The following is a 23,732-nucleotide window of genomic DNA, read 5'->3' on the forward strand; positions in this document are numbered from 1 at the left end:
GGGACAGGTGAGACCCCGGAAGGCGTAGCCTGAGGAGGCTCACCGCCCGCCCCATGGAAAGCGAACCTTTTCCCGGAGCCCTAAACTCTCACAAGAATCTCGAAACTGAGTCTTCAAGAAACCTGCCATTTTCTTTAATAAGGTTAAATCGTAGAAATGTGTAGAAAATGTAGGTAAGGAGAATATTTGATTGATGTTTTTATAGAATATTCAAACATCATTTACTGGTATAGACAACTATAAAACATGGTGGTAAGATGACTTCAGTAAAACGTTTTCAATTTGAAGGAGGTTAGCGACAATGCTAAGTTTTTTACAACGAATAGGTAAGTCATTAATGTTCCCAATCGCTACATTGCCGGCTGCGGCTTTGCTGGTGCGGTTAGGGATGGAAGATATGTTGAATATTCCGTTCATTACAGCAGCTGGTAACGGGATACTCGGAAATTTGGCTCTTATATTTGCTATCGGTATTGCGATGGGTTTTGCCAAAGATGGGAATGGCGCAGCTGCTTTAGCAGGTGCCATCGGTTATTTGGTCCTTGATGGTGGAATAGAGGCGATCAACAAGGACGTGGATATGGGTGTTTTTGCCGGTGTGATAGCTGGTGTCATCGCCGGGATGTTGTACAACAAGTACAATGATGTGAAATTCCCGGACTTCCTTTCTTTCTTTGGTGGGAAGCGTTTCGTTCCAATCATCACATCAGCAGTTATGGTCGTTCTTTCCTTTGTACTCGGCTATATATGGGTGTATCCACAAGCCGTCCTTGATTCAACGGCAAACTGGATTCTAAACGGGGGAGAACTGGGCGTAGGTGTCTATGGCGTGCTGAACCGTCTGCTTATCCCGGTCGGTTTACACCACGTTATGAATGCCTTGATCTGGTTTGATTTCGGTACATTTACAACAGAGGCCGGTGAAGTTGTGCGCGGAGAGATCAATCGCTTCCTAAATGGGGACCCTTCCGCTGGTTACTTCCTGGCTGGGTTTTTCCCAGTCATGATGTTCGGCCTGCCGGCTGCATGCCTAGCTATGTATGCCGCGGCGAAAAAAGAGAGAAAAGCAGCAGTTGGAGGAATGTTTTTGAGTATCGGTTTAACCTCCTTCATTACGGGAGTTACCGAACCAATTGAATTTTCTTTCATGTTCCTTTCTCCACTTTTATATGTCGTACACTCCTTGTTGACCGGTGTGTCTATGATCCTTGCTTTTGTATTTGATGTCAGACATGGTTTCGGTTTTTCAGCAGGATTAATTGACTATTTACTGAACTACAACATTGCGCAGAATCCGTTTACTCTGATTTTAATCGGCTTATTTATGGGAGCGGTCTATTTCGTAATTTTCTACTTCCTTATTGTTAAACTGGATTTGAAAACACCAGGTAGAGAAGACGAGGAAGTGGAAGAGGGAGTTACTGAAACAGAAAGCAGTGATTACGATGCGAAAGCTTCCTATTATCTAAACGCGTTAGGTGGTCCTGAAAATATAGAAACGTTGGATTATTGCACCACTCGACTTCGTCTTGAAATGAGAGACCGGGACAAAATCAATGAAAAAGAGTTGAAGCGTCAAGGGGCACGCGGTGTCATGAAACTTGGTAAAAGGAATCTACAAGTGATTGTGGGTACTTCTGTCGAGTTTGTCGCTGATGCAATGAAGAAACAAATGGAACATGGATATCGCTCTCCTGAAGGTGTCACGGATGAGAAAATTCCACTTGAAGAACAAGAGTCAAAAAAGGTTCCGTCAAGAAAAGTAGAAGAAGAAGATTTTCAAATGCCGTTGAATGGAAACGTTCTTCCTCTCTCTGAAGTCCCGGATGAAGTGTTTGCCAAAGGGATGATGGGACCAGGGTTTGCCATTGATCCGTCAGAGGGTACTTTCCATTCGCCTGTGAACGGGAAAGTCCTTCAAGTTTTCCCGACGAAACATGCCATCGGGCTTGAGTTGGAGAATGGAATGGAAATGTTGATTCACGTTGGTTTGGATACCGTTAAGCTAAATGGAGAAGGATTCGAAGCACTTGTTGAATCTGGACAAAAGGTGGAACAGGGAACGCCGTTGCTGCGTGTGGATCTTGATTTTGTCAAAGCGAATGCACCGTCTGTCGTAACTCCGTTTATTTTCACGAATGCGGAAGGAGCAAACGTGGAACTTCTTAAAGAAGGATACCTGGAACAGGGACAAAAAGGGGTAATGAAAATAGAGGAAGGAGGCAAAGGAAATGAATGATTTGGTCATTACGAATGTAACCATTGTTATGGAAGATAGGACCATACCCTCTGGTAGTGTAAGGGTAAGTGAGGGGAAAATAGAAGAAATTCAGGAAGAAATCATTGTTAAGGACGGGGCTCCTGTCATTGATGGGCATGGTAGAAACCTTACTCTCCTACCAGGTTTCATTGACGTACACATCCATGGGGCCAATGGTCATGACGTGATGGACGCTACTGAAGAAGCTTTGCATGGGGTGGCCGTTCAGCTCCCCATGGAAGGGACGACGAGTTTTCTGGCCACAACTATGACGCAATCCAGAGAAAGAATTTCTCAAGCGGTCTCAAATGCGGGGACATATATGGAACAACAGCAGAGGAATGGACAAGCAGAAGTTCTTGGGATTCATCTCGAAGGGCCTTTTATTTCACCATCTAAAGCAGGGGCTCAGCCTTTGGAACACATTACGGAACCTTCCCTCCCCCTTTTCGAGCAATGGCAGAACGAAAGTCAACAGCAGATCAAACTCGTAACCTTGGCCCCTGAATTGAAAGGTGCTCTTCCTTTTATTGAAGAGGTCAGGGGAAAAGGTGTGATTTGTTCCTTGGGACATAGCGAAGCTTCTTTGGCGGAAGCGAACGATGCGGTTGAAAAAGGCGCGAGCCATGTGACACATTTATACAATCAAATGAGTGGTCTTCACCATAGGGAACCTGGCTTAGTTGGAGCTGCTTTTACGAATCCAGACCTTTTCGTGGAAATGATTGTCGATCACATCCACATCCATCCGGAAGCGGTCCGCTTAGCTTATCAGGTTCTTGGAAGTGATCGAACAATTCTGATCACTGATGCGATGAGAGCCAAGTGTCTACCTTCTGGCACCTATGATCTTGCGGGACAAAATGTGACTGTGAAAAATGGAGAAGCCCGCCTTTCTGATGGCACGCTAGCAGGCAGTATTCTAACATTGGAAGAAGCGGCACGGAAAATGCGCACCTTTGCTGGAGTGGGTCTAAATGAATTAGTTAAAATGACTTCCGCTAATGCAGCCCGGGAGCTTGGGGTTTATGATCGGAAAGGGAGTATTGCCAAAGGGAAAGATGCAGATCTCGTCCTATTAGATGAAGAAGGCTGTGTAGTGACAACGATTTGTCGTGGAGTGATTAGTTATGATGGGAAGGGGGGAGTATCATGAATGTCATTGTTGCAAGAAATTATGAGGAAATGAGTCAGACGGCTTCCCGAATCATTGAAGAACAAATCACAAAAAAGCCGGATACTGTGCTAGGCTTAGCTACAGGTGGAACGCCTCTAGGTACCTATAAAGAATTGATTAAGGGCTATAATGAGGACCGTGCAGACTTTCGTCGTATAAGGACAATCAATTTAGATGAATATGTAGGTCTGGCTCCCGAACATCCTCAGAGCTACCGCTATTTTATGGATCATCACTTGTTCCAGTACATCAATATTGATCAAGAACACACGCACATACCTTTTGGAAAGAGCGAAGATCTGGAACAAGAATGCAAGCGTTATGAAAATGTGATTGACAGGATTGGTCCCCCTGATTTACAGCTCCTGGGGATTGGTGAAAATGGACATATCGGATTTAACGAACCTGGCACTTCGTTTGATAGTGAGACGCATATTGTACACCTGACTGAGTCAACGAGGGAAGCCAATGCCCGTTTCTTTGAATCTATGGAAGACGTGCCGACGAAGGCGATTACCATGGGCATCCGTTCCATATTAAAAAGCCGTAAAATTGTTCTTTTGGCTTCCGGTGAACGAAAAGCGGAGGCCATTCTCCAACTGATTCAAGGGGAGCTTGATGAGCAGTTTCCTGCCTCTTCATTAAAAAGTCACGATGACATTACTTTACTGGTAGATGAAGATGCGTATAAGAAAGTTCAACGGAAAGGATGAATCCTTTGTTAAAGAAAAACGTTCCGTTACCATTGTATTATCAGATTGAAGAGTACTTGAAACAAAAGATAGAAGAAGAGGAGTTTGAGATCGGTAAAATGATCCCGTCCGAGCGGGAGCTTTCCGAGCGTTTTGAAGTCAGTCGTATGACTGTAAGACAGGCAGTAACAAATTTGGTGAACGCAGGTGTCCTATACCGTGAAAAGGGAAAAGGGACATATGTAGCAGAAAAGAAACTTGAACAACCGCTGAAAGGGTTAACAAGTTTTACGGAAGATATGAAGCAGAGGGGAATGTCATCGAGCAGTCAGCTGCTGGCCTTTGATGTTATTGCAGCTCCAAGAGATATCCGGGAAAAACTAGATCTGGAAGAAGAGGAAAAAGTGTACTGTATTCAGCGGATAAGGATAGCCGAGGACAAACCAATGGCCATCGAAACCACTTTTATGCCTCATGAATTACTGCCGAACTTGACGGAAGATATTGTGCATGGATCCATATATCAGTATGTAGAGCACGATTTAGGCATGGCCATCAGTCAGGCACGCCAGATCATCGAAGCACGTGCTGCCGATGAGGAAGAAGCAGAACACTTGAATATTTCTCCTCATTCCCCAGTGCTTCATATCGAACGGAAAAGTTTCCTTGCTCAAAGTGTTCCTTTTGAGGTCGTTAAATCCACCTATCGTGCCGATCGGTATAAATTTATCACGGATATTGATCGATAAGGAGTTCAAGATGAGCTATTTAACAAAAGTATCCCAGAAATTGTTGGATATTGATTCTTCCCAATTCCATAACTTTGAGAAAGTTGGTGAAAACCTCTCCAGAACCATTCAGGCAGGAGGGGTTATCCATACCTTTGGTTGTGGTCATTCCAGTTTACTTGCTCAGGATGTTTTCTATCGGGCGGGAGGACTTGTACCTGTGCATCCTATCTGGATTGAAGAATTAATGCTGCATCGAGGAGCAAGGCAGGCGAGTGAAAATGAACGTAAATCTGGAATAGTTCAACCGTATTTGGAAAAAGAAGACTTGCAGAGAAAAGATGCTGTCCTGATTATTTCTACTTCCGGTCGCAATCCTGCTCCTATTGAAACAGCCATTTTTTGTAAAGAAAAAGGTTTATACACCTTGGCTTTAACCTCTCTCGGTTATAAAGAAAGTCAACCGTCCCGTCATCCCAGTAACTCAAGGCTTGAGGATGTCGTCGATGATGTCATTGACATGGAAGTTCCAGTTGGAGATACGATTATGCACAAAGGAGATCGATCTTATTCTCCAGTTTCTTCTGTAGTAGGAGCAGGGATTTTACACGAACTCATGACGCGAACGATTGAGAGAATAGCAGAAAGTGGTGAAGCACCTCCTGTTTTCAAAAGCGGGAATGTCGATGGTTCTGATCAACATAACCAAAACATGATGGAAGCTTACAAACGTATCTCTTTCTAGAGAAATATTATTATTCAGTAATATTGTAGGATTGTGAAAAACTCAGTTTCGAGATGTTTCTGGGGTTCGTTGCCTTGGAGGAGCGGAAGGGGCGTCTGGAAAGCGAACCTTTTCCCGGAGCCACTGGAATCACACAATCGTCTCGAAACTGAGTCTTCAAGGAAAGGGAGCTTATTTTCAGTTAATATATTTGCGATTTGAATCAGCTCCATCCAGACCTATCGTAGGTCTGTTTTTTTTTGAGAGGGGGAGAACTGTGTCAATTTCATGGAGAATCGGACAGGAGATTGACGGAGGAAGGTGGGAAAGGCTACTCTAGAATGAGGTATGACATCTGTAAGGGGGACACGGAAGATGAAAAGAGCAATACTACTGTTGGCATGCCTCCCGTTTATGCTTGGGTTGCCTTTGGCGGCAGAAGCTGAAGAAAACGGAGAGAAGCAATGGCAGGATGAAAGCGTTTATTATATTGTTGTCGATCGATTTATGAACGGAGACATGGACAATAATGAGGGCGTAGATCTGGAAGTTTCAAACGCTTACCATGGCGGTGATTTATCAGGAATTGTCGATCAATTGGATTACATAAAAGAATTGGGATTTACTACGATTCAACTCTCCCCGATCATGCAGAATGATGAAGATAGCTACCACGGTTTCCATGTTTCAGACTTCCGCAATGTGGAAGAGCATTTCGGAACAGTTGAAGAAGCGAAACAAGTGGTGGAAGAGGCTCATGCGCGTGATATCCAAGTGATTTTTGATCTTCCTATTGGTTTTGTGTCTGAAAACCATCCGTGGACAGAGAACGAGGCAAGGTCAGAGTGGTTGACAGGGGAAGAGGTAGTAAACGAGCACCCCTGGTTTAATCAATTGCCTCAGGTTGATGTGAATGATGAAAGTGTAGCCGCTTATTTCAACGAAACGATGGAATTTTGGAAAGAAGAAACAGGGGTAGATGGTTTCAGGATCATCACGGATGGTTCGGATTTAAGTGAAACGTCCTTACAGGATAGTCCACTAATTGTGTACACCTCATCGATCGATGAAGATCACTTGTTCAGAACGGTGACAAGAGAAGCTTTTAGTCAAGCAGGAAACTCTTTAAACGATCTTTTAGTAGAAGAGAATCATACACAGCCGCACCAGCTGGACTTTTACGATGTATCCCGTTTTACACATGAAGCTGTTGAAGAAGGACAAAATCCTATCACCAGGTGGCAGCTGGCTTTGACACATTCATTTACGGCACCGGGCATTCCTGTGTTGTATTATGGAACGGAAACCCCGATAGATGATGGGGGAGATCCACAAAACCTCCCGATGATGAATTTTAAGGCCGGGGATGAAAAGCTGAAAAAACGGATAGAAAAACTGACTTCGATGAGAGAGCAGTTTCCAGCCCTCACAAGAGGAGATTACCGCGAATTGTATAATGAGGATGGACTTGCCGTTTTCAAACGCACCTATGAAGGTAATGCCATGATTATTGCCATCAATAATGCGGAAGAAACCCGAACAACGACTTTGGAAGGACTGGAGGATGATCACCAGTTGAGGGGCTTGCTTCATGATGGTCTTGTCCGTCAGCAAAGTGATGGCTCCTACCGGCTAGGAATGGAACGTGAAACAGCCGATGTCTTCATTGTTGAGCCAAATAGTGGCTACAACTGGTTGTTTATAGGGTTCGTTGGTGGAGTACTTTCTTTATTTGTTATAGCGGTCACAGTAATCAGCTTGAAGAATCGTAAAGCAGATAAACAATAAACAAAAAACAGGCCTCGCTAAGGCCTGTTTTTTGTTTATTTTTCATTAGATTCGCTTTTTTTCTTTCGAAGCCATATCCAAATGGCCAAGGCAATGAGGATGACCGGTACAAGGATTGGAGAGTAACCTATGGCTGCTACGAACAACCAGGAAGCGACGTTGACAATCCCATTGATACTGTTGAAGAAGGCTTGCTTTGTCCGTTCCCAAGTATTCAAGTCTCCTTGATCAACTCCACCAACGAGGACTTTGGTTTCAGTAAAGGAAACAGTAATGGTGGAAAAGTCACTTTGATTTTCTAAGTAGTTCATCTCTCCTTTAAGAGATTCGATATCTGATTGGACACGTTCAAGATCCTGGGATATTTCCACTAAGTCTTCCGTTGCGCTGGCTTCTTCCAAGAAACTTAGAAGCCTTCCTTCGATTTTTTCCTTTGCTTTTAACCTGGATTCAAGGTCCACGTAATTCTTTGTCACGTCTCTACTGTTGACATTTCTGGATTTGATTTGATCTGATATCGTTTCGAACCCACTTAGTAAGTCTTCAAAATTTGGTTGAGGTACCCGAATGCGAATATGACCTTGTCTGTTCCCACGTTCGGTCTTTTGTACATTCGTTTCCACCATATAAGCTTCATGTTCATTCATTTGTGTCTGGAGCTTTTGCTGGAACTTATCGAAATCTTTGGTTTCAAGGTCGATGTGTGCTTCGTAAATCATCATTCTTTCCTGCTGAGCTTCCGTTTGCTCCGTTACATTTTCCGATTCTTCAGGTGCATCGGCCAGTCCATTTTTTGATGCATCTTCTGCCACTGTGTTCATCGAGTCATTGGCACGGTCTAAATTACTTTCGCTGGTGGATTCTTCGGTGCTGTCTTCTCCGCTGCATGCGGCAAGCAGCATGATGAGGGTGAAAATAAGTAGGAATGGTAATCCTTTTCTGTACATAAAAAGCCCCCCTAATTAGACTTAGCAAGGCAGAAGAAGGAACGCTCCATAGAAAGAGCACCCCAACCTCCCTGCGCCTTTAGTTATTAGTCGTAATTAAGGGAGTAGGGTTACATCTATTTGGGAATGTTTATTTATAAGTGTCATTTAAGAAAAATAGGGCAATGGTGCCTGGTCCGGCGTGGGCTCCAATTGTCGCTCCCACATAATCAATGTGAATTTCTTTTGTTCCGTAGGTTTCTTTAATCATATCTGCGAGTTGCTCGGCTCTCTCAAGGTCGTCACCGTGGCTGATGGCTATGCGTTGGTTTTCTAGATCAGCTCCACGCTCATCCATGACTTCGAGCATGCGCTTTAATACTTTTTTTGACCCGCGGATTTTTTCAAGAGGAATGAGCTTTCCGTCCTCCATGTGTAAGAGAGGTTTGATTTTCAGCAAACCGCCTACAAATGCAGCCGTTCGGCTCACACGACCGCCACGCTGTAAGTATTCCAGGTCATCGACAGTGAAGATGTGTTCCATATGAGCCGCATGGTATTGTCCAAGTTCAAGAACCTCATTGTAGGATGCACCATCTTTCGCTAATTCTGCAGCCCTAAGAACTACCAATCCGTAGCCAAGGGAAGCGGCTTTTGTATCAATGACATCGAATTGGGCGTTCTCATATTGTTCTTTCACCTCTTGTTCAATCATTTTTGCCGTTTGGTATGTACCTGATAGTTCGGAAGAGAAAGCAAAATAAATGAAAGGCTGGCCTTTTTCAGCTAAAGTAGTGAACGTTTCTCGAAAAGCTTGTGGGGATACTTGGGCGGTTTTAGGTGCTTCCCCATTCCGCATCCGTTCGTAGACTTCTTTTGGAGTGATGTCGATTCCGTCTTCATATTCTTCTTCGTTAATGATGACTTTTAAAGGAAGCGAATGGACAGTAAGCTTTTGGAACATATCTTGGTTTAAATCACTTGCAGAATCACACAATACTTGTACATGCATACGCGTCACCTTCTATTTTTAGGATGTACTTTTAGTTTAGGCACAAACCGTGAGATAGTCAAAATATACTTATTGCAAACTATCCGACAAAACTTTACACGATTCTACCAAAATTATCTTGATTTTACTCTACTACGGTGATAAAAATGAATAGATGAAATTAGGCTAGGAGGTCCGCTTGTGTTTACTGTTGAAATAAAACGTATCTTGATTGTTCTGTTCGGCGCCGTGTTAAATGCGGTTTCGCTGAATTTATTCTTGATTGAAGCAAATGTTTATGCGAGTGGGTTTACAGGGGTTGCCCAGTTGCTCACAAGTATTTTAAATGATTTCGCCGGCATACCGGTTAGTACAGGTATTCTACTATTCTTACTTAACATTCCAGTCGCTATTCTTGGTTGGTTGAAGGTAGGAAAGGGGTTTACCGTTTACAGCGCCATATCAGTTGCTTTTACCACACTATTTCTTGAATTGATTCCTGTCCAGCAATTATCTGAGGACATCATTTTGAACGCTGTGTTTGGTGGAGTCATCGGCGGAATGGGTGTTGGAATTACCTTGAAGTGGGGTGCTTCCACCGGTGGTCTTGATATTGTAGCCATGGTATTGTCCCGGATGAAGGACCGCCCGATCGGCATTTATTTTCTTATACTTAATAGTGCAATTATTGCGATTGCAGGGTTATTGTACAAACCGGAGAATGCGCTCTATACGTTGCTGACTTTGTATGTGACTACACGGGTGATTGATGCTGTTCATACACGTCACGAGAAGCTGACGGCGATGATCATTACATCGAAAGCAGCCGACTTGGAAAAGGCGATCCATGGGCACATGGTGCGTGGAATTACTACATTGCCAGCAAGAGGAGCTTTCACTCAGCAGGATAAGAATATGCTCGTCATGGTTATCACAAGATATGAACTTTATGATTTACAGCATATTATTCAGGAAGTCGACCCTCAAGCATTCACGAACATTGTCCAAACCACAGGTATTTTCGGCTTCTTTAGAAAAGATGACCAATAGTGTAACTTTTTTCATAAACAAACGACTCATGAAATAAATAGAAAAGAATAGAGGAGTGGGGTCATGAAAAAGTTTTTGGCCATTTTGTTAGGAGCCCTGATGCTGTCGTTAGCAGCATGTGCTAATCAAACAGAAAATGAAGCAAGTGGAGAAGAAAAGGATGATCAAATGACGGAAGAACCATCTGAACAGGAACCCGAGGTGGATATGGAAGGTTTGATTGAACAAATAGCTATGGACGCAACGGTTGACACGACATCAGACACCGCAACCTTCAATTTTTCCTTGGAAAATGCAGGGGAAGAGCCGGTTACGCTTGGATTTACTTCCAGTCAAAAGTATGAAGTGCAGGTGAAGAATGAAGCAGGAGAAAGTGTGTACACCTTCTCTGCTGATAAAATGTTCACACAGGCATTGACGACAGAAGAGTTGGCACAAGGAGATGTCTTTGATGTGAAAGAAACGTGGACGGGGATTAAAAAAACTGGAACATATGAGGCGACCATGACGTTTCTTGTGAATACCATCAATGATCAACCTTTAGAAGCGAATCCTTTCCAAGTGACTCAAAGCTTTACCATTGAAGAGGACGAAGAAAAGGGAGAGGGATCTGAAAAAGAAGCACCAACGTCTCACCATGATGGAGATGGCCAGGCTTTTCGTGATCTAACCATCACAGGAGAAAATGGTTCTTATGTAGTTAATGGGGAGGCGCGTGTGTTTGAAGGAAGCTTCCTATACAGTGTAGAAGACGGTCATAATGTGCAAATAGAACCAACAGCTTTCCAAGTCGATGAAGGTGCCCCTTCATGGTCTGCATTTGAGCTTAAGATTGATATTCCCGAAGAAGACCTTCCGATGTTTGGGACTCTGACCCTTACATTGTTTGAAGAAAGTGCACAAGATGGAAGTCCGACCAACGTGAATTACATCCCATTAGAAAACTTCCAACCGGAACAATAAAAAAATCCGCCATCATGGCGGATTTTTTTAATAGCCGTATTCTTCTAGTGTACTCATCACTTTGGGAGTCAACTCATCCCATTCGGCCTGCGGGAGTTTATTGACTGTGATGAAGTTTTGGAAGCCGAAAACGTTATCGACGCCGTCAAGTTCCATCAAATCGTTCATAATTTTATGCTCGCTTGTTTGACCAGGCATGACAGAGACGCTTCCGTCTCCTTGAAAAATCATAGACTCAGTCGTGAATTTTCGCGCGTTAGGGTTGGGTGTTTCCTGTACTTGAATTGCCATTAAAGTATCCTCCTCTATTCCGTCTCTTCTTATTCTATCAAAAAATAATAACCTTCAAAACTATGAACCACCTAGTTACATGATTAGCCATCATATGTGGTACAATGAGAGCAATGTTTAGGAGGTGTGTGCGATGGAATCAAGACTGATTGAAGTGTTACAGCCGATCAAGGATAATGATTACACGCTGCCTGAAGGTCAAAACTTACAAGAGCTCACCACTATGATGCTACAAAAAATCGGATCTGTCCATCCTGTTCTGCGAGATGATTTGATCCATTCCATATTCACGAAGTTTATTGAACGAGGTCATTATACAAATGAACAATTAAAGAATATCCTACAGTCGGTTTTGAACAAAAATTATTTATTCTACCGGATAGGCACCTCTAAAAAAGAAGAGGATGCCGTGTTTAAACGTAGTTTTTCTGTATTGTTAATTTCGCCCATCATGGAAAAACACAGAGATTCACCTTTTTTAAAGGAAGAAGAAGTCCATCGTGTATGGGACCATTTGAAAAAGTATATGCAGCAAGAAAAGGATCACCGCGGGTATGTGAAAGATAAAGGATGGGCACATGCCATGGCCCATGCAGCTGATGCCATCTACAGTGTGGCTGCCTGTGAAGAAATTACAAAAGAAGAAATTCTTGAGATGCTGCCAGTGATTAGAGAGCAGTTTCTTATTGATCATCCGTATCTTTTTGACGAGGAAGAGCGGATGGTGACCGCGGTTATGAAAATGTTTGGTAAGATCAGCCATGCCGAGCGGGTAGAGTGGCTGGAAACACTGCTTTATATGCGTGACAGCTGGCAGGACCCGAATGAAGATATCATCATCAATAACAGCAAGCACTTTATGAGGGCTCTTTACTTTCGTATGCTTGAAGGGGATTATCGAGAGCTCAGGCAGGTTTTGGAGATGCTATTAAGGGAACTTAGGAAACAGGAAGCTTACTAAAACCTTGGAGGATGCTTATGATTCGATGGGGAGTCTTTATAGGAACAACATCAGGAATTGTTCTTGGTTTGTATATGTGGTTTGTAGAGCAGGTAACGGGGAAGAAAGTGTACACACTGCTTATGAATGTGGACTTTATCCCGGTCATAGGTAACATTGATTGGCCGGTTTTGATGGAATGGCTTTTCCACATGGTTATATCCTGGATCATTGGGATCCTGTATAGTTATGCCTTTATGCGTAAGTTGAAGGAAACCAATCGGAACCGGTGGGTGCTTGCCATTCTCCTTACAGCCATTGCTGCTACGACCTATGTACCGCTAACGATCCTAGCCATTAAAGAGACCCCTGCTTTGACAGACGGGACAGCGATATTATATTGGTTGATTGGGCATGTCCTATATGCATTTACTTTGAAAAAGTCTTATTATCGATTCAAGTAAAAGGCCGGGAATTCTCCCGGCCTTTATGTATTCTATGCTCTACTCCATTCCTGCTTCGTGATAGCAAGGGCTACAATGATGGCTCCAATCGCCTGTATCCAACTTCCAAGTGCAGCAAAATGGCTGGCGTCCATTTCTTTCAATTCGCGTCCTGCAGCAATCGCCTGAATAGAATTTCCAACGACCTGTAATAGATCTCCATTTAACTTGTAAACATTCGTCAAAGAAGGTTCCGCCTCGTAAGTTTCTGAAAACCCAATAGTCCCTCCCAGTGCTTGTAACAAATTCCCCTTTATAACCAGATTCAGACTGGTTCTTCTATCTAAATTCCCTAGAATACTGTAAATGATGGTTGAGTTTCCAGTTGCTTGAATGATATTTCCTGATGCAGAGAGGGTGGAGTCTGATTCATCCGCAATGACTCCATTTCCAGTGGCCTGGAGTGTATTCCCTATGAGATCAAGCCCTTCACCATCGTCACCTGTATTGGCATTGATCGACGCATTTACGGCTGAAGCAACTGTCCCTGCTGCAACAATCCAGGAACCGGTGAGGGTTTTATTGTTTTTACTACCCATGGTTTATTCCTCCTCTCTTTATGGTACTCCAGAATGGAACTGAAGGTGATAAGGAAAAGGCGAGGATAGTCTAAAGCAACTGAAACCACTTTCGGGAAAGGGGTGCAACCGGCCCCCCTGTCGCTCAACTCGGGCAACGAACCCTGGATTGTCTCAATAAGGACTCCTCTAAACTTTGCCATAATGTTGAAGAACTATGGGTAATAATAAGTGTTTTCGTTTGAGTGTAGTTTATGAGTTATAAACTTGTCTTTCCGGGTATATAATGAGTACCCCCTAATGATTTTCTAAATACATCGAAGCGCCCGATTGAGTGCACAATCGGGCGCTTCGATGTATTTAGATATGCCGGAACCTGATAACTAGGAGGAATAAAATGCCTGGCGAGATCCCGCAGTACGCAGTCGGAGGAGTCTAAGTATGCATTCAACAAAAGTTTCGGAACTGAGTCTTCAAGAAAAGAGGGCCATATTAAAAAAGATCAGGCCGTTGACCGGCCTGATCTTCTACGATGGTTATCGTAAGTTGTTGTGATGAGCTTCCACTTCTTGTTCAAACTGCTGTAGCTGTTGTTTCTCCTCTTGAGAACATTGGCTATAGGCAGACTGAATCGCTTGTTTCGCGGCTTCCATATCATGTTGGCTAGTCGCGTCGTGTTTGCCCCCACGTTTTTGGGTGAAACGGTTGACCGCATCGCGTGCATTTTCAAAAAGGTTTTTCTCCATGGTTAAAACCCTCCTACCGTATGCTGGTCTGATTCGATTTCTTTACGATCCGCTTCTGAAAGCCTTTTTGGCTCCATCTCGCTCTCGTCGAATTTTCGAACTTCTGTCCAGCGATCCTGTTTACGATTGGTTTTCTTTTGCTGCTCCATGACAAGACCCTCCTGTCATAAAAAAGCCTGAACGCTTTCACGTTCAAGCTTAGTATGGCAAGAGGGCTGTTTTTTTACGCTAGGAAAATTGTACCTTATATGGCATGTTTGTTTATTTTTAAATAGTCATCAAGAAAGGCACCTATTCCATCGTCTTCATTCGAATGGGTGACGTGGTTAGCGAGATCTTTCAGTTCATTGATAGCATTTCCCATTGCTACACCGACACCGGCATAATCAATCATCTCAAAATCATTGTCTTCATCTCCGAAAGCAATGATGCGTTCTTTAGGGACGTGGAAATAACGGGCGATCTTATCTAGTCCGACAGCTTTGTTCATACCTGCCCGCACGATTTCAATGACGTGCCAAGGAGCGCCCCATTTACGGTGATCGATCAGAGAAGCGTGATCGTCCAGTTCTTTGCGAAGCATTTGGATTTTTTCTTCTTCCGGATGGATGAGAATGGATGTCGGATCATCTTTCAAGTTTGACTGAAGGCGACCGACAGTAATCGGATCATTTTTTGTTTGAAAAATACTCATGATTTCCTCATCATATTGATCCAGGTACACCTCATCTTTCACTTCAGCAAGAATGTTCTTAACACCGAGTTCCTGGCAGGTGTGTATGATTTTATGAGCGGTACGGATCCCTAAAGGTGAATGAATGGCATCCCAACGGTGGTCTTTCGGATGGTGAATCAGGGCCCCGTTGAAATTGACCATTGGTGTCTCAAGCCCGAGTTGATGATAATAATCAATGCTCGCTCTGTGTGGTCTGCCTGTCGCTATGACGACGATATGACCTTGTTCCATAGCCTTGAGGACGGTATTCTTCGTCTTTTCACTAATGACTTTATTATCGGTTAATAATGTGCCATCTAAATCTAAAGCAATCAGATGTCGTTCCATAATCCTTCACCTCATTTGTATGTATAGTTTATCGGGGAGAACGGTGGATTGTAAAGAATTTCCCTTGTGTTAACCTAACACTTTCCAATTAAAGATGGCAGTGTTACGATACATATTATATATACTATTTATAAACACATCTTAAACAAAACGTAAAGTTTTTGCAGAAAGGAAATAGGAACAATGATTGGGATTTACCGTAATACTTATAAAAATGTACCCGCTCTAACTGTTGTCGATTCGACGAAACAAGACCAGCCATTGCCCGTGTTCGTTTACTTCCATGGGTTTACTTCCGCAAAAGAGCATAACTTGCCTCAAGCTTATCTCCTTGCACAGAAGGGCTATCGGGTCATTCTGCCTGATAGCGCTCATCATGGCGAGCGTGACGAAGAGCTGCCAAAGCAGGAGTTGAACTTCAAGTTTTGGGATATCGTGTATCAAAATTTAAAAGAGCTTCAAGATATAAAAGATGAACTCGATCGACAGGACCTAATCAAAGATCGACGCATCGGTGTAGGTGGAACGTCGATGGGTGGTATTACGACGAGTGCTGCATTGACCATGTATCCATGGATTCAAGCTTCTGCTGTTATGATGGGGTCACCCAAGCCCGTTGAATTTGCCCAAAAGCTTATACAGGATGTTGAGAATTCCGGGGTCACACTTCCTTTGAAAGAAGCAGACCTTGAGGAACTATACCAGTCACTTGAAGGGATTGACCTTTCCAGGCAAATGGATAAACTTTATGGACGTCCATTGTTTTTCTGGCATGGTGATGCGGATCCGGTTGTTCCATTTGAGCATTCCTATGATTTTTATAATGAAGCCATCGATCAATACAAGAATCCTGAGAACATTCGGTTTCTGAGAGAGGTCGGTCGTGATCATAAAGTCAGTCGTTTTGCCGTGCTCGAAATGGTCAATTGGTTGGAGTTAGTATTGTAACCAGTGGGAATATTTTATTCTCTTTGAAATTTTGTTTATAATAGAGTTTGAAGAATTGTGAAGGGGGAACTAATGTGAGTACAACAGCACTTGAAGAAAATGCAATGGGTGCCCTTGAGAATGTCATTGACCCGGAGCTCGGCATTGATATCGTCAACTTAGGTCTGGTCTATGGCGTCGATATAGATGACAATGGCGATACAACGGTAACGATGACACTAACTGCGATGGGCTGCCCGCTTGCGGGTCATATCGAACAGGATGTTAAACGATCTCTCGCTGACTTGCCTGAATTGAATGAAATTAAGGTCAACATCGTTTGGAATCCACCTTGGACCAAAGATCGTATGAGTCGTTATGCGAAGATAGCTCTTGGAATTCCAGATTGATTTATGGAAATTATGCCCCTGCCGTGTGAACGACGGTAGGGGTTTTTACATAGACAAAGGAAAATAGATCCGGCGGTTGCCTTTTCTGTTCCGTTCGCGGTCCAGTGCACATCATCCAAGCCCATTGTCATTGTACATGTGCGAGTGATTACCAAGGAGGGAAGACGAATGGCCGAAACGCCGGTTTTTCAGATTGTCGGGTACAAAAACAGTGGAAAGACCTCTTTACTCTCAGATTTGATTGCCTATGGCACGGATCGAGGAGAGAAAGTCGCCGCAATTAAGCATCATGGTCATGAGGAACCGCTGAAGGTCATGCATCTTGATACAGATAGTTACCGTCTGCATGAATCAGGCGCTTTTATGACAGGGGTGGACAGCCCTCGCAGGTTCCAGCTTGAATTATCACATGAAGATGATTTCCCACTGACACAACTTGTTGAGATATATCAGCATTTTTCTCCGGATTTAATAGCGGTTGAAGGATACAAACAGGAACACTTTCCTAAAGCTGTCATTATAAAAAGGGAAGAGGACCTGCCTCTGCTTGGTCAGGTGACGAATATCCAATTAGTCATTTGCTGGGATGAACGCTTGATGAACCAAGTATCCTTACCTGCCATACCGCTCAGAGAGTGGAGAAAGCGCTTACCGGAAGTCTATCGTTTAGCGAAGGAGGGGGCATGATGGAGGAACGTTGTTGGATTACAACTGAACCTCTTAAGGTTGAAGAAGTGACGAAAAGGGTAATCAGAAGAGAAGCTGGTGCCATAAATACGTTTATTGGCACAGTTAGGGAATTTACGAAAGGTAAACGAACCCTTTATCTAGAGTATGAAACATATAAAGAGATGGCTGAAAAGAAACTGGAACAAATCGCCGTAGAAATTGAAAAACAATGGCCGAGCGCGCAAGTAGTCATTGCCCACCGGGTTGGACGTCTTGATATTACGGATATTGCTGTAATGATCGCTGTTTCCACACCACATCGGAACGACTCTTATGAAGCCAGTCGTTATGCAATTGAGAGAATTAAGGAGATTGTTCCGATTTGGAAAAAAGAGCATTGGGAAGACGGTGAAGAGTGGATTGGAGACCAAAAAGAGGTGCGGCCGGGAGTTCCGTTAAAGGAGGAAATTAAATGAATACACTCTTATTTTTTGCGGGATTGAAGGAAGCGATTGGGACGGATGAAGTGAGACTCGCAGCTGCCGGAATGACTTTAGGAGAAGTGAAAGAAAAAGTACGCTCTGAATATTCTCTCGATCAAGTGACTAGCTGTATGATGGCAATCAATGAAGAATTTGCGCCGGAGGATACAACGATTTCAGAGGGAGATACGATTGCCTTTATTCCTCCGGTCAGTGGTGGATAACTCCTTCTATCCAGCCTGGGTGCATTAGAAAAAGCCAGTACAATCCTTAGAGTTGTACTGGCTTTTTTGTCTTTATAAGAATAGCACTACAAGTCCGCCGACGATAAAACAGTAGAATGCGAAATACTTCAAATTACCGCGAGCCATGATGCCCATGAACCACTTTAATGAGAAATACGAAGCGACTACAGACCCCGCAAAGGCCATGATGTAGGCAAACCAGGCATTTTCATCACTGGCATGTCTAATCACATCTTCAATGGATAGTAGCATCGTTCCCAGACTGACTGGGATAAATAATAAAAAGGAAAAACGGAGCGCAGTTTCCTGTTTCATGCCTAAAAACATTGCAGCAACAATCGTCGCTCCTGAGCGGCTGATGCCTGGGATAAGTGCGACCGCTTGTCCAATTCCTACAATTAAAGCATCTTTCAACGTCAATTGTCCGTCGCCTTTACGTCCTCTCAAGTTACGAATAAGCCATAGGGCAATTCCTGTAATAATGAGGGTAATCCCCACCGTTTGAACGGTAGATAAAACTTCAATAGCATCTCCTAGAAGAACGCCAAGCACCCCCGCGGGAATCGTACCTATGATCAGGTAGATAATGAAATCAAAGTCATCTTTTTGCTGTTGATGGCGTTGGCTGCGATTGAATAAGTATCCGAATCCATTTTGAATCAATCTCATGAGATCTTCCCGGTAAATGATTAAAACTGCTACGAGAGACCCAAAGTTCACAAGCACTTCAAATGTAAGACCTTCCAGTTCAATCCCCAGTAATTCCTGTGCGATGACCAAATGACCACTGGATGAAATCGGTATGGGTTCTGTAAACCCTTGAAAAATCCCCAGAAATAAGTATTTAATGATCAACCATAGTTGTTCCATATTACGTGTTCCTCCTGCCCATCTGTATTCCTTTTTATATCTATATTTTTCGTATGTGTTGATAGAACAATTGTGATGATGTTCACGCACTCTCCGATTATATAGGAACCTTCTCTTTGTGGCTAGAGGAGGATTTCATCATTTTCCAAATGAAAAACGTTGCCTCCCGAAGGATAGCAACGCTTGAGTGTGGCTTATGCTTCTTCTTCTTTGATGATTCCATCCCCAAGAACAACTGCAGCAAGGGTGAAAAGAATTGTCATAATGATGACTTGGGAGAAAGAGAAACTGCTCCCAGCCATGTTGCTGACTACATAAGCGGACATGAAGCTCAATAGGAAAGCCCAAATGATTGTCCAAATCATCCGCATCATTATTCACCTCATTTTTTACACAATCTATCCTTATCTTATCAGAGAGTACAGGAAAAGGAAATATGAAATCGCTTCATGATTGAAGGATTCATTGAATAAAATGTAGGAAGACAAGGAAGAGGAGGATAGCCTATGATGGTGACCGTTAACCCTTGCTTTCATTGGATTGGATATCATTTGACGTCAAATCTTCTTCAAGAAGGGATCGAAGTCATCGGTATTGACCCCATCGAGGATCCGAAGAGTGATCTCTTATATATGTATGTCGGGAGGAACAGTAATTTTCAACATTTTTTTCAACGAAGCGATAAAGAAAATCACATTCAACAATCGAATGATGAGTGGGAAGTGGATTTAGTCGATAACGGCTTGCTGCTGAGGCACGGAGATAAAGAGAGCGAGTGGATTGAAATTCCTCTTCTCTATGGCGAATGGATGGACATAGGGAAAACAGGGATAAAGGAAAAAGGGGAGTTCGTGCAATGGATCATGGAGCACAAGGCGACCTATGTTGGAGATTTCATTGAGGCATTCCTCGGCATGTTCCTCAATCAGCAACCGCTTCGTGTAGAGCAGCGAGTCGAAGACAAGGATACCATCCTCGAAAGAGTGGAGGCTTTGTGGCGGTGTGAGCAACTGCTTCGTAAATTCTAGAGCTTTCCATGTTGGTCATTTACTTTTGTGATGAAAAAAATGTAGAATAGGGAGAGGATATAAGTAGGTACTTAGGAGTGCTTGAATGTGAAATTACAGTCCATCATGATCCTCTCTCTATTATTTTTCCTTGTTGCATGTCAAGGTCTTCCGGATTATAAAAAAGATATAAAGGTCGGCATGCTTGTCGAAACGACCATCCATGACAAAGCATGGGGGCAGCAAGGGTACAAAGGATTGCAATCAATCCAGGAAGAATATGGAGTAGATATTTATTTTAAAGAGGGCATACGCACATATAAACATACAGTCAATGCCGTCGATGAGTTTGCATCTAAGGGCATTGATGTCATTTTCGGCCATAGCAGCTTATATGGAAATCACTTCAGAGAATTGCATGAGGTTTATCCGGAAATGGATTTCGTCTATTTTAATGGCCAATTCTCAGCAGAAAATGTAACAAGTCTCAATTTTGATGCGCAAGCGATGGGATTTTTCGCAGGCATGGTAGCTGGTGAAATGACAAAAACGGATCGTGTTGGAATTATTGGAGCATTTGAATGGCAGCCGGAAATTGAAGGGTTTTACGAAGGTGTCATGTATCAAAACCCGAATTCCGAAGTGGATATTTCACTGACAAACAGCTGGGAAAATACGGAGATGGCCCTCATGTATTATGAATCCATGAAAGAAGAGGGTGCGGATGTTTTTTACCCGGCAGGAGATGTTTTTAATGTGGCGGTCATCGAACAGGCACAGAATGACGGCAATTATGCCATCGGTTATGTAGAGGATCAATCTGTTGTTGCTGAAAATACGGTGCTCACGAGTACTGTACAAAAGGTTGATGAAGTATATAAATTAGCGATGGAGCGTTACATGAATGAAGACTTACCTGGAGAAATGCTTACGTTCGATTTTCAGGAAGGCGCTATCAAGATGGGGGAATACAGTCCAAGTATTCCAGAAGACTTCCAGAGTAGAATGACGGAAGTCGTAGAAACTTATAAAGAAACGGGAGAGCTCCCTGAAAAAGACCTCTGAAGCATATCATTGCTTCAGAGGTTTTTCTTTTGAATCCATATGAAGTCCGATCACTTATATGAACAATATTTTTAAAAGAAGTTGGATGTTTATTTCTTGAATTTATCCATCATAGGTTTAATCATTGGTGATACAGACTTCCATGTTTTTGAAGCTTCTTGGAAGAGATCATTGAGTTTTGGCTGTGATTCTTTCTTCCCTTCATCTTCTTCTGGCTGACGGAACCCCCAAAAATCATCAAATGGGGATGATTTTCTTTTGCCCATACAAGCACACCTCCTCTGCTACAATTTATGAGAGATCCCCCTGTATTTTGTAGGCAGGTACCACAGAAATGAAAAAGAAGTACAGGTTCCAGGATGGACTTTTTCAAAACTTGCAGATTGGTCCAAGATGAATTAAAATTAGTACCAAGTCATAAGAATTGATATTAGATATTACCTTTAAGGGGATGAATATATGAATGCAGGATTCTTGGGCATTGGACACTATGCGCCGGAAAAAGTGCTGACGAATAAAGACTTGGAGAAAATGGTGGATACGAGTGATGAGTGGATTCGTACGCGAACTGGAATTGAGGAACGTCGTATCGCTTCAGACGAAATGGATACTTCTGATCTAGCTTTTCGTGCAGCGGAAGAAGCTTTAAGAGATGCAGATATGAAAGCAGAGGAACTTGATATGATCCTCGTTGCTACTGTTACTCCGGATACACCATTCCCATCTGTTGCGACCATGCTGCAACATAGACTTGGTGCTAACAAAGTAGCAGCTATGGACTTGAGTGCCGCCTGTGCTGGGTTCATGTATGGAGTCATTACGGCTAAACAATTCATTGAAACGAATGCCTACAAAAATGTACTTGTTGTAGGGGTTGAGAAACTCTCGAAGATCACGGATTGGACGGACCGTAATACTTGCGTCCTTTTTGGTGATGGAGCCGGAGCTGCTGTCATTGGACCGGTAAGTGATGACAAGGGGATACTTTCGTTTGAACTGGGGGCTGATGGAGCAGGCGGACCTCATTTATATCAGACACCTGAAGACACATTGTCCATGAATGGCCGGGAAGTATTCAAGTTCGCAGTAAGGCAAATGCCTGAATCCTCGGTAAATGTCGTTAAAAAAATTGGGCTGAGTGAGCAGGATGTTGACTATTTAGTGCCACACCAGGCGAATATAAGAATCATGGAAGCAGCCAGACAACGCTTAGGAATCCCTGAAGAAAAAATGTCCACACAGGTGAAGCGTTATGGAAATACTTCTTCAGCGTCTATTCCGATTGCTTTGTCAGAGGACGTGAAGGCAGGTAAGATAAAAGATAATGATTTAGTGGTTCTTGTCGGATTTGGTGGCGGCCTCACATGGGGAGCCGTTGCCCTTCGATGGGGGAAGTAACCAAGGAGGAATGGAATGATGGATAAACATCGTGTTGTCATTACCGGAATGGGAGCGGTAACTCCTGTCGGTAATTCAGTAGAAGAAATGTGGAACAATATTAAAAATGGTGTCTCCGGTGTCGGGGAGATCACTAAAGTGAACAAGGAAGACTACCCTGTCCATGTGGCAGCTGAACTGAAAGACTTCGATCCTTCTGACTATGTGGATCGTAAAGATGCACGTCGCATGGACCCGTTCGTCCAATATGCGATGGTCGCTGCTCATATGGCCGTGGAAGATGCAAAGCTTGAGATTACAGAAGATGTCGCTCCAAGAACAGGTGTATGGATTGGTTCTGGAATTGGTGGAATGGGCACGTATGAATCTCAATTCGAAACGTTCCAGAAAAAAGGTTATCGTCGAGTCAGTCCGTTTTTCATCCCTATGATGATTCCGGACATGGCAGCTGGTCAGGTATCCATTGCACTTGGCGCGAAAGGGATTAACTCCTGTACAGTGACAGCCTGTTCTTCTGGTGCCAACTCAATTGGTGACGCATTTAAAGTGATTCAACGCGGAGATGCTGACATTATGATTGCGGGTGGAACTGAAGCACCTATGAATAAAATGTCATTTGCAGGATTCGCCGCTGCACGTGCATTATCTCTCAATGAAGATCCACAAACAGCCAGCCGTCCCTTTGATAAAAACCGTGATGGTTTCGTTATGGGAGAAGGAGCAGGCATTCTCATTATGGAAACACTGGAATCTGCGAAAAAACGTGGAGCGAAAATCTATGGCGAGTTGAAAGGCTATGGTTCTACAGGAGATGCTTATCATATCACTTCACCGGCACCTGAAGGAGACGGAGCGGCTCGTGCGATGAGACAAGCGATTGATGATGCGGGTATGAAACCGGAAGACATCGATTACTTGAACGCTCACGGAACGTCTACAGAGCTGAATGATAAATTCGAAACTCATGCTGCGAAGACCGTATTCCAAGAGCATGCGAATAAATTTGCAATTTCTTCAACGAAATCCATGACTGGTCACCTTTTAGGTGCTGCAGGAGCGGTTGAAGCGGTCATTTCATTAAAAGCAATCAACGACGGAATACTGCCTCCGACGATTAACTACGAAACTCCAGATCCGGAGTGCGACCTTGATTACGTTCCGAATGAGGCACGTAAACAAGAGGTCATTACTGTGATGAGTAACTCGCTCGGATTTGGCGGTCACAATGCTAGTCTGATTTTCCAAAAGTTCGAAGAATAAAAAAAGCCCGATGTCTGCCACCCAGACATCGGGTTTTCT

At 43.4% G+C, this 23,732-nt stretch carries 29 protein-coding genes; 19 read left to right on the forward strand and 10 right to left on the reverse strand.

The window, feature by feature from the left end; translation table 11 throughout:
• The first annotated feature begins 301 nt into the window (after window positions 1-301).
• The 6 genes from nagE (at window position 302) to VKA52_RS07480 (ending at window position 7,369) form a co-directional block, all read left to right on the forward strand.
• Entirely contained in the window at window positions 302-2,239 is a 1,938-nt protein-coding gene (gene nagE / locus VKA52_RS07455; RefSeq protein WP_160911952.1) for an N-acetylglucosamine-specific PTS transporter subunit IIBC, read from the forward strand.
• Entirely contained in the window at window positions 2,232-3,416 is a 1,185-nt protein-coding gene (nagA, locus tag VKA52_RS07460; protein ID WP_326314829.1) for an N-acetylglucosamine-6-phosphate deacetylase, read from the forward strand. The genes nagE and nagA overlap by 8 nt, the downstream gene beginning before the upstream one ends.
• A complete protein-coding gene (gene nagB, locus VKA52_RS07465) occupies window positions 3,413-4,150 on the forward strand; it encodes a glucosamine-6-phosphate deaminase (RefSeq protein WP_326314831.1) in 738 nt (245 codons plus the stop codon). Before nagA ends, nagB begins: the two co-directional genes overlap by 4 nt.
• Before the next feature lie 5 nt (window positions 4,151-4,155).
• Entirely contained in the window at window positions 4,156-4,878 is a 723-nt protein-coding gene (gene phnF, locus VKA52_RS07470; protein WP_326314833.1) for a phosphonate metabolism transcriptional regulator PhnF, read from the forward strand.
• A gap of 10 nt (window positions 4,879-4,888) precedes the next feature.
• The gene (locus VKA52_RS07475; RefSeq protein WP_326314835.1) at window positions 4,889-5,602 is read left to right on the forward strand and encodes an SIS domain-containing protein; all 714 of its coding nucleotides are present in this window, start codon (window positions 4,889-4,891) and stop codon (window positions 5,600-5,602) included.
• 354 nt (window positions 5,603-5,956) lie between these two features.
• Window positions 5,957-7,369, forward strand: a complete 1,413-nt coding sequence (locus tag VKA52_RS07480) for an alpha-amylase family glycosyl hydrolase (protein ID WP_326314836.1) — start codon at window positions 5,957-5,959, stop codon at window positions 7,367-7,369.
• Between the two features lie 35 nt (window positions 7,370-7,404).
• Here VKA52_RS07480 and VKA52_RS07485 read toward each other — a convergent pair whose 3' ends face one another.
• On the reverse strand, window positions 7,405-8,316 hold the full coding sequence (locus tag VKA52_RS07485; protein WP_326314838.1) for a DUF4349 domain-containing protein: 912 nt from the start codon (window positions 8,314-8,316) through the stop codon (window positions 7,405-7,407).
• 130 nt (window positions 8,317-8,446) lie between these two features.
• Window positions 8,447-9,307: a DegV family protein gene (locus VKA52_RS07490; protein ID WP_326314840.1), complete on the reverse strand. Its 861-nt coding sequence runs from the start codon at window positions 9,305-9,307 to the stop codon at window positions 8,447-8,449.
• Window positions 9,308-9,487: 180 nt separating this feature from the next.
• On the opposite strand from VKA52_RS07490, the gene VKA52_RS07495 reads away from it, so the two are divergent.
• A complete protein-coding gene (locus VKA52_RS07495; protein WP_160911968.1) occupies window positions 9,488-10,336 on the forward strand; it encodes a YitT family protein in 849 nt (282 codons plus the stop codon).
• A gap of 63 nt (window positions 10,337-10,399) precedes the next feature.
• Entirely contained in the window at window positions 10,400-11,299 is a 900-nt protein-coding gene (locus VKA52_RS07500; protein ID WP_326314843.1) for a BsuPI-related putative proteinase inhibitor, read from the forward strand.
• A 27-nt stretch (window positions 11,300-11,326) separates the two neighbouring features.
• Here VKA52_RS07500 and VKA52_RS07505 read toward each other — a convergent pair whose 3' ends face one another.
• Window positions 11,327-11,590 (reverse strand): NifU N-terminal domain-containing protein, encoded by a 264-nt coding sequence (locus VKA52_RS07505; RefSeq protein ID WP_160911972.1) that lies wholly within the window; start codon window positions 11,588-11,590, stop codon window positions 11,327-11,329.
• 133 nt (window positions 11,591-11,723) lie between these two features.
• Between VKA52_RS07505 and VKA52_RS07510 the strand changes: the two genes are divergently transcribed.
• The gene (locus tag VKA52_RS07510) at window positions 11,724-12,551 is read left to right on the forward strand and encodes a DUF2785 domain-containing protein (RefSeq protein ID WP_326314846.1); all 828 of its coding nucleotides are present in this window, start codon (window positions 11,724-11,726) and stop codon (window positions 12,549-12,551) included.
• 17 nt (window positions 12,552-12,568) lie between these two features.
• Window positions 12,569-12,994 (forward strand): hypothetical protein, encoded by a 426-nt coding sequence (locus tag VKA52_RS07515; RefSeq protein WP_326314848.1) that lies wholly within the window; start codon window positions 12,569-12,571, stop codon window positions 12,992-12,994.
• A gap of 32 nt (window positions 12,995-13,026) precedes the next feature.
• Here the strand turns inward: VKA52_RS07515 and VKA52_RS07520 are convergent, their stop codons facing one another.
• The 4 genes from VKA52_RS07520 to VKA52_RS07535 all read right to left on the reverse strand — a co-directional run bounded on the left by VKA52_RS07520 (window position 13,027) and on the right by VKA52_RS07535 (window position 15,360).
• On the reverse strand, window positions 13,027-13,572 hold the full coding sequence (locus VKA52_RS07520) for a DUF6944 family repetitive protein (protein ID WP_326314850.1): 546 nt from the start codon (window positions 13,570-13,572) through the stop codon (window positions 13,027-13,029).
• A gap of 515 nt (window positions 13,573-14,087) precedes the next feature.
• Window positions 14,088-14,297 carry a DUF3813 domain-containing protein gene (locus VKA52_RS07525; protein WP_089654266.1) on the reverse strand — a complete coding sequence of 70 codons (210 nt, stop codon included), beginning with the start codon at window positions 14,295-14,297 and terminating at the stop codon, window positions 14,088-14,090.
• Window positions 14,298-14,299: 2 nt separating this feature from the next.
• Entirely contained in the window at window positions 14,300-14,446 is a 147-nt protein-coding gene (locus VKA52_RS07530) for a hypothetical protein (RefSeq protein WP_202412394.1), read from the reverse strand.
• Window positions 14,447-14,541: 95 nt separating this feature from the next.
• Window positions 14,542-15,360, reverse strand: coding sequence for a Cof-type HAD-IIB family hydrolase (locus tag VKA52_RS07535; RefSeq protein ID WP_326314853.1), 819 nt, complete (start codon window positions 15,358-15,360; stop codon window positions 14,542-14,544).
• Window positions 15,361-15,543: 183 nt separating this feature from the next.
• On the opposite strand from VKA52_RS07535, the gene VKA52_RS07540 reads away from it, so the two are divergent.
• The 5 genes from VKA52_RS07540 (at window position 15,544) to moaD (ending at window position 18,072) form a co-directional block, all read left to right on the forward strand.
• Entirely contained in the window at window positions 15,544-16,308 is a 765-nt protein-coding gene (locus tag VKA52_RS07540) for an alpha/beta fold hydrolase (RefSeq protein ID WP_326314855.1), read from the forward strand.
• 104 nt (window positions 16,309-16,412) lie between these two features.
• Window positions 16,413-16,697, forward strand: coding sequence for a metal-sulfur cluster assembly factor (locus VKA52_RS07545; protein WP_089654274.1), 285 nt, complete (start codon window positions 16,413-16,415; stop codon window positions 16,695-16,697).
• 168 nt (window positions 16,698-16,865) lie between these two features.
• Window positions 16,866-17,384: a molybdopterin-guanine dinucleotide biosynthesis protein B gene (mobB, locus tag VKA52_RS07550; protein WP_206947945.1), complete on the forward strand. Its 519-nt coding sequence runs from the start codon at window positions 16,866-16,868 to the stop codon at window positions 17,382-17,384.
• On the forward strand, window positions 17,381-17,842 hold the full coding sequence (locus VKA52_RS07555) for a molybdenum cofactor biosynthesis protein MoaE (protein WP_326314857.1): 462 nt from the start codon (window positions 17,381-17,383) through the stop codon (window positions 17,840-17,842). Before mobB ends, VKA52_RS07555 begins: the two co-directional genes overlap by 4 nt.
• Window positions 17,839-18,072 carry a molybdopterin converting factor subunit 1 gene (gene moaD, locus VKA52_RS07560; protein ID WP_160911987.1) on the forward strand — a complete coding sequence of 78 codons (234 nt, stop codon included), beginning with the start codon at window positions 17,839-17,841 and terminating at the stop codon, window positions 18,070-18,072. Before VKA52_RS07555 ends, moaD begins: the two co-directional genes overlap by 4 nt.
• Window positions 18,073-18,144: 72 nt before the next feature.
• On the opposite strand, the gene VKA52_RS07565 is transcribed toward moaD, so the two are convergent.
• The gene (locus tag VKA52_RS07565) at window positions 18,145-18,963 is read right to left on the reverse strand and encodes an undecaprenyl-diphosphate phosphatase (protein WP_326314860.1); all 819 of its coding nucleotides are present in this window, start codon (window positions 18,961-18,963) and stop codon (window positions 18,145-18,147) included.
• 194 nt (window positions 18,964-19,157) lie between these two features.
• Window positions 19,158-19,334 carry a YjzD family protein gene (locus VKA52_RS07570; protein WP_160913714.1) on the reverse strand — a complete coding sequence of 59 codons (177 nt, stop codon included), beginning with the start codon at window positions 19,332-19,334 and terminating at the stop codon, window positions 19,158-19,160.
• 135 nt (window positions 19,335-19,469) lie between these two features.
• On the opposite strand from VKA52_RS07570, the gene VKA52_RS07575 reads away from it, so the two are divergent.
• Window positions 19,470-19,991 carry a hypothetical protein gene (locus tag VKA52_RS07575; protein ID WP_326314862.1) on the forward strand — a complete coding sequence of 174 codons (522 nt, stop codon included), beginning with the start codon at window positions 19,470-19,472 and terminating at the stop codon, window positions 19,989-19,991.
• 87 nt (window positions 19,992-20,078) lie between these two features.
• Window positions 20,079-21,035 (forward strand): BMP family ABC transporter substrate-binding protein, encoded by a 957-nt coding sequence (locus VKA52_RS07580; RefSeq protein WP_326314883.1) that lies wholly within the window; start codon window positions 20,079-20,081, stop codon window positions 21,033-21,035.
• Window positions 21,036-21,124: 89 nt separating this feature from the next.
• Here the strand turns inward: VKA52_RS07580 and VKA52_RS07585 are convergent, their stop codons facing one another.
• A complete protein-coding gene (locus tag VKA52_RS07585; protein WP_160911993.1) occupies window positions 21,125-21,301 on the reverse strand; it encodes a hypothetical protein in 177 nt (58 codons plus the stop codon).
• Between the two features lie 193 nt (window positions 21,302-21,494).
• Between VKA52_RS07585 and VKA52_RS07590 the strand changes: the two genes are divergently transcribed.
• Window positions 21,495-22,433: a beta-ketoacyl-ACP synthase III gene (locus tag VKA52_RS07590; protein WP_160911995.1), complete on the forward strand. Its 939-nt coding sequence runs from the start codon at window positions 21,495-21,497 to the stop codon at window positions 22,431-22,433.
• Window positions 22,434-22,451: 18 nt separating this feature from the next.
• A complete protein-coding gene (gene fabF / locus VKA52_RS07595) occupies window positions 22,452-23,693 on the forward strand; it encodes a beta-ketoacyl-ACP synthase II (RefSeq protein ID WP_326314865.1) in 1,242 nt (413 codons plus the stop codon).
• Window positions 23,694-23,732 lie beyond the last annotated feature (39 nt).

Source organism: Halobacillus sp. HZG1, from assembly GCF_035818575.1.
GTDB lineage: Bacteria > Bacillota > Bacilli > Bacillales > Halobacillaceae > Halobacillus > Halobacillus litoralis.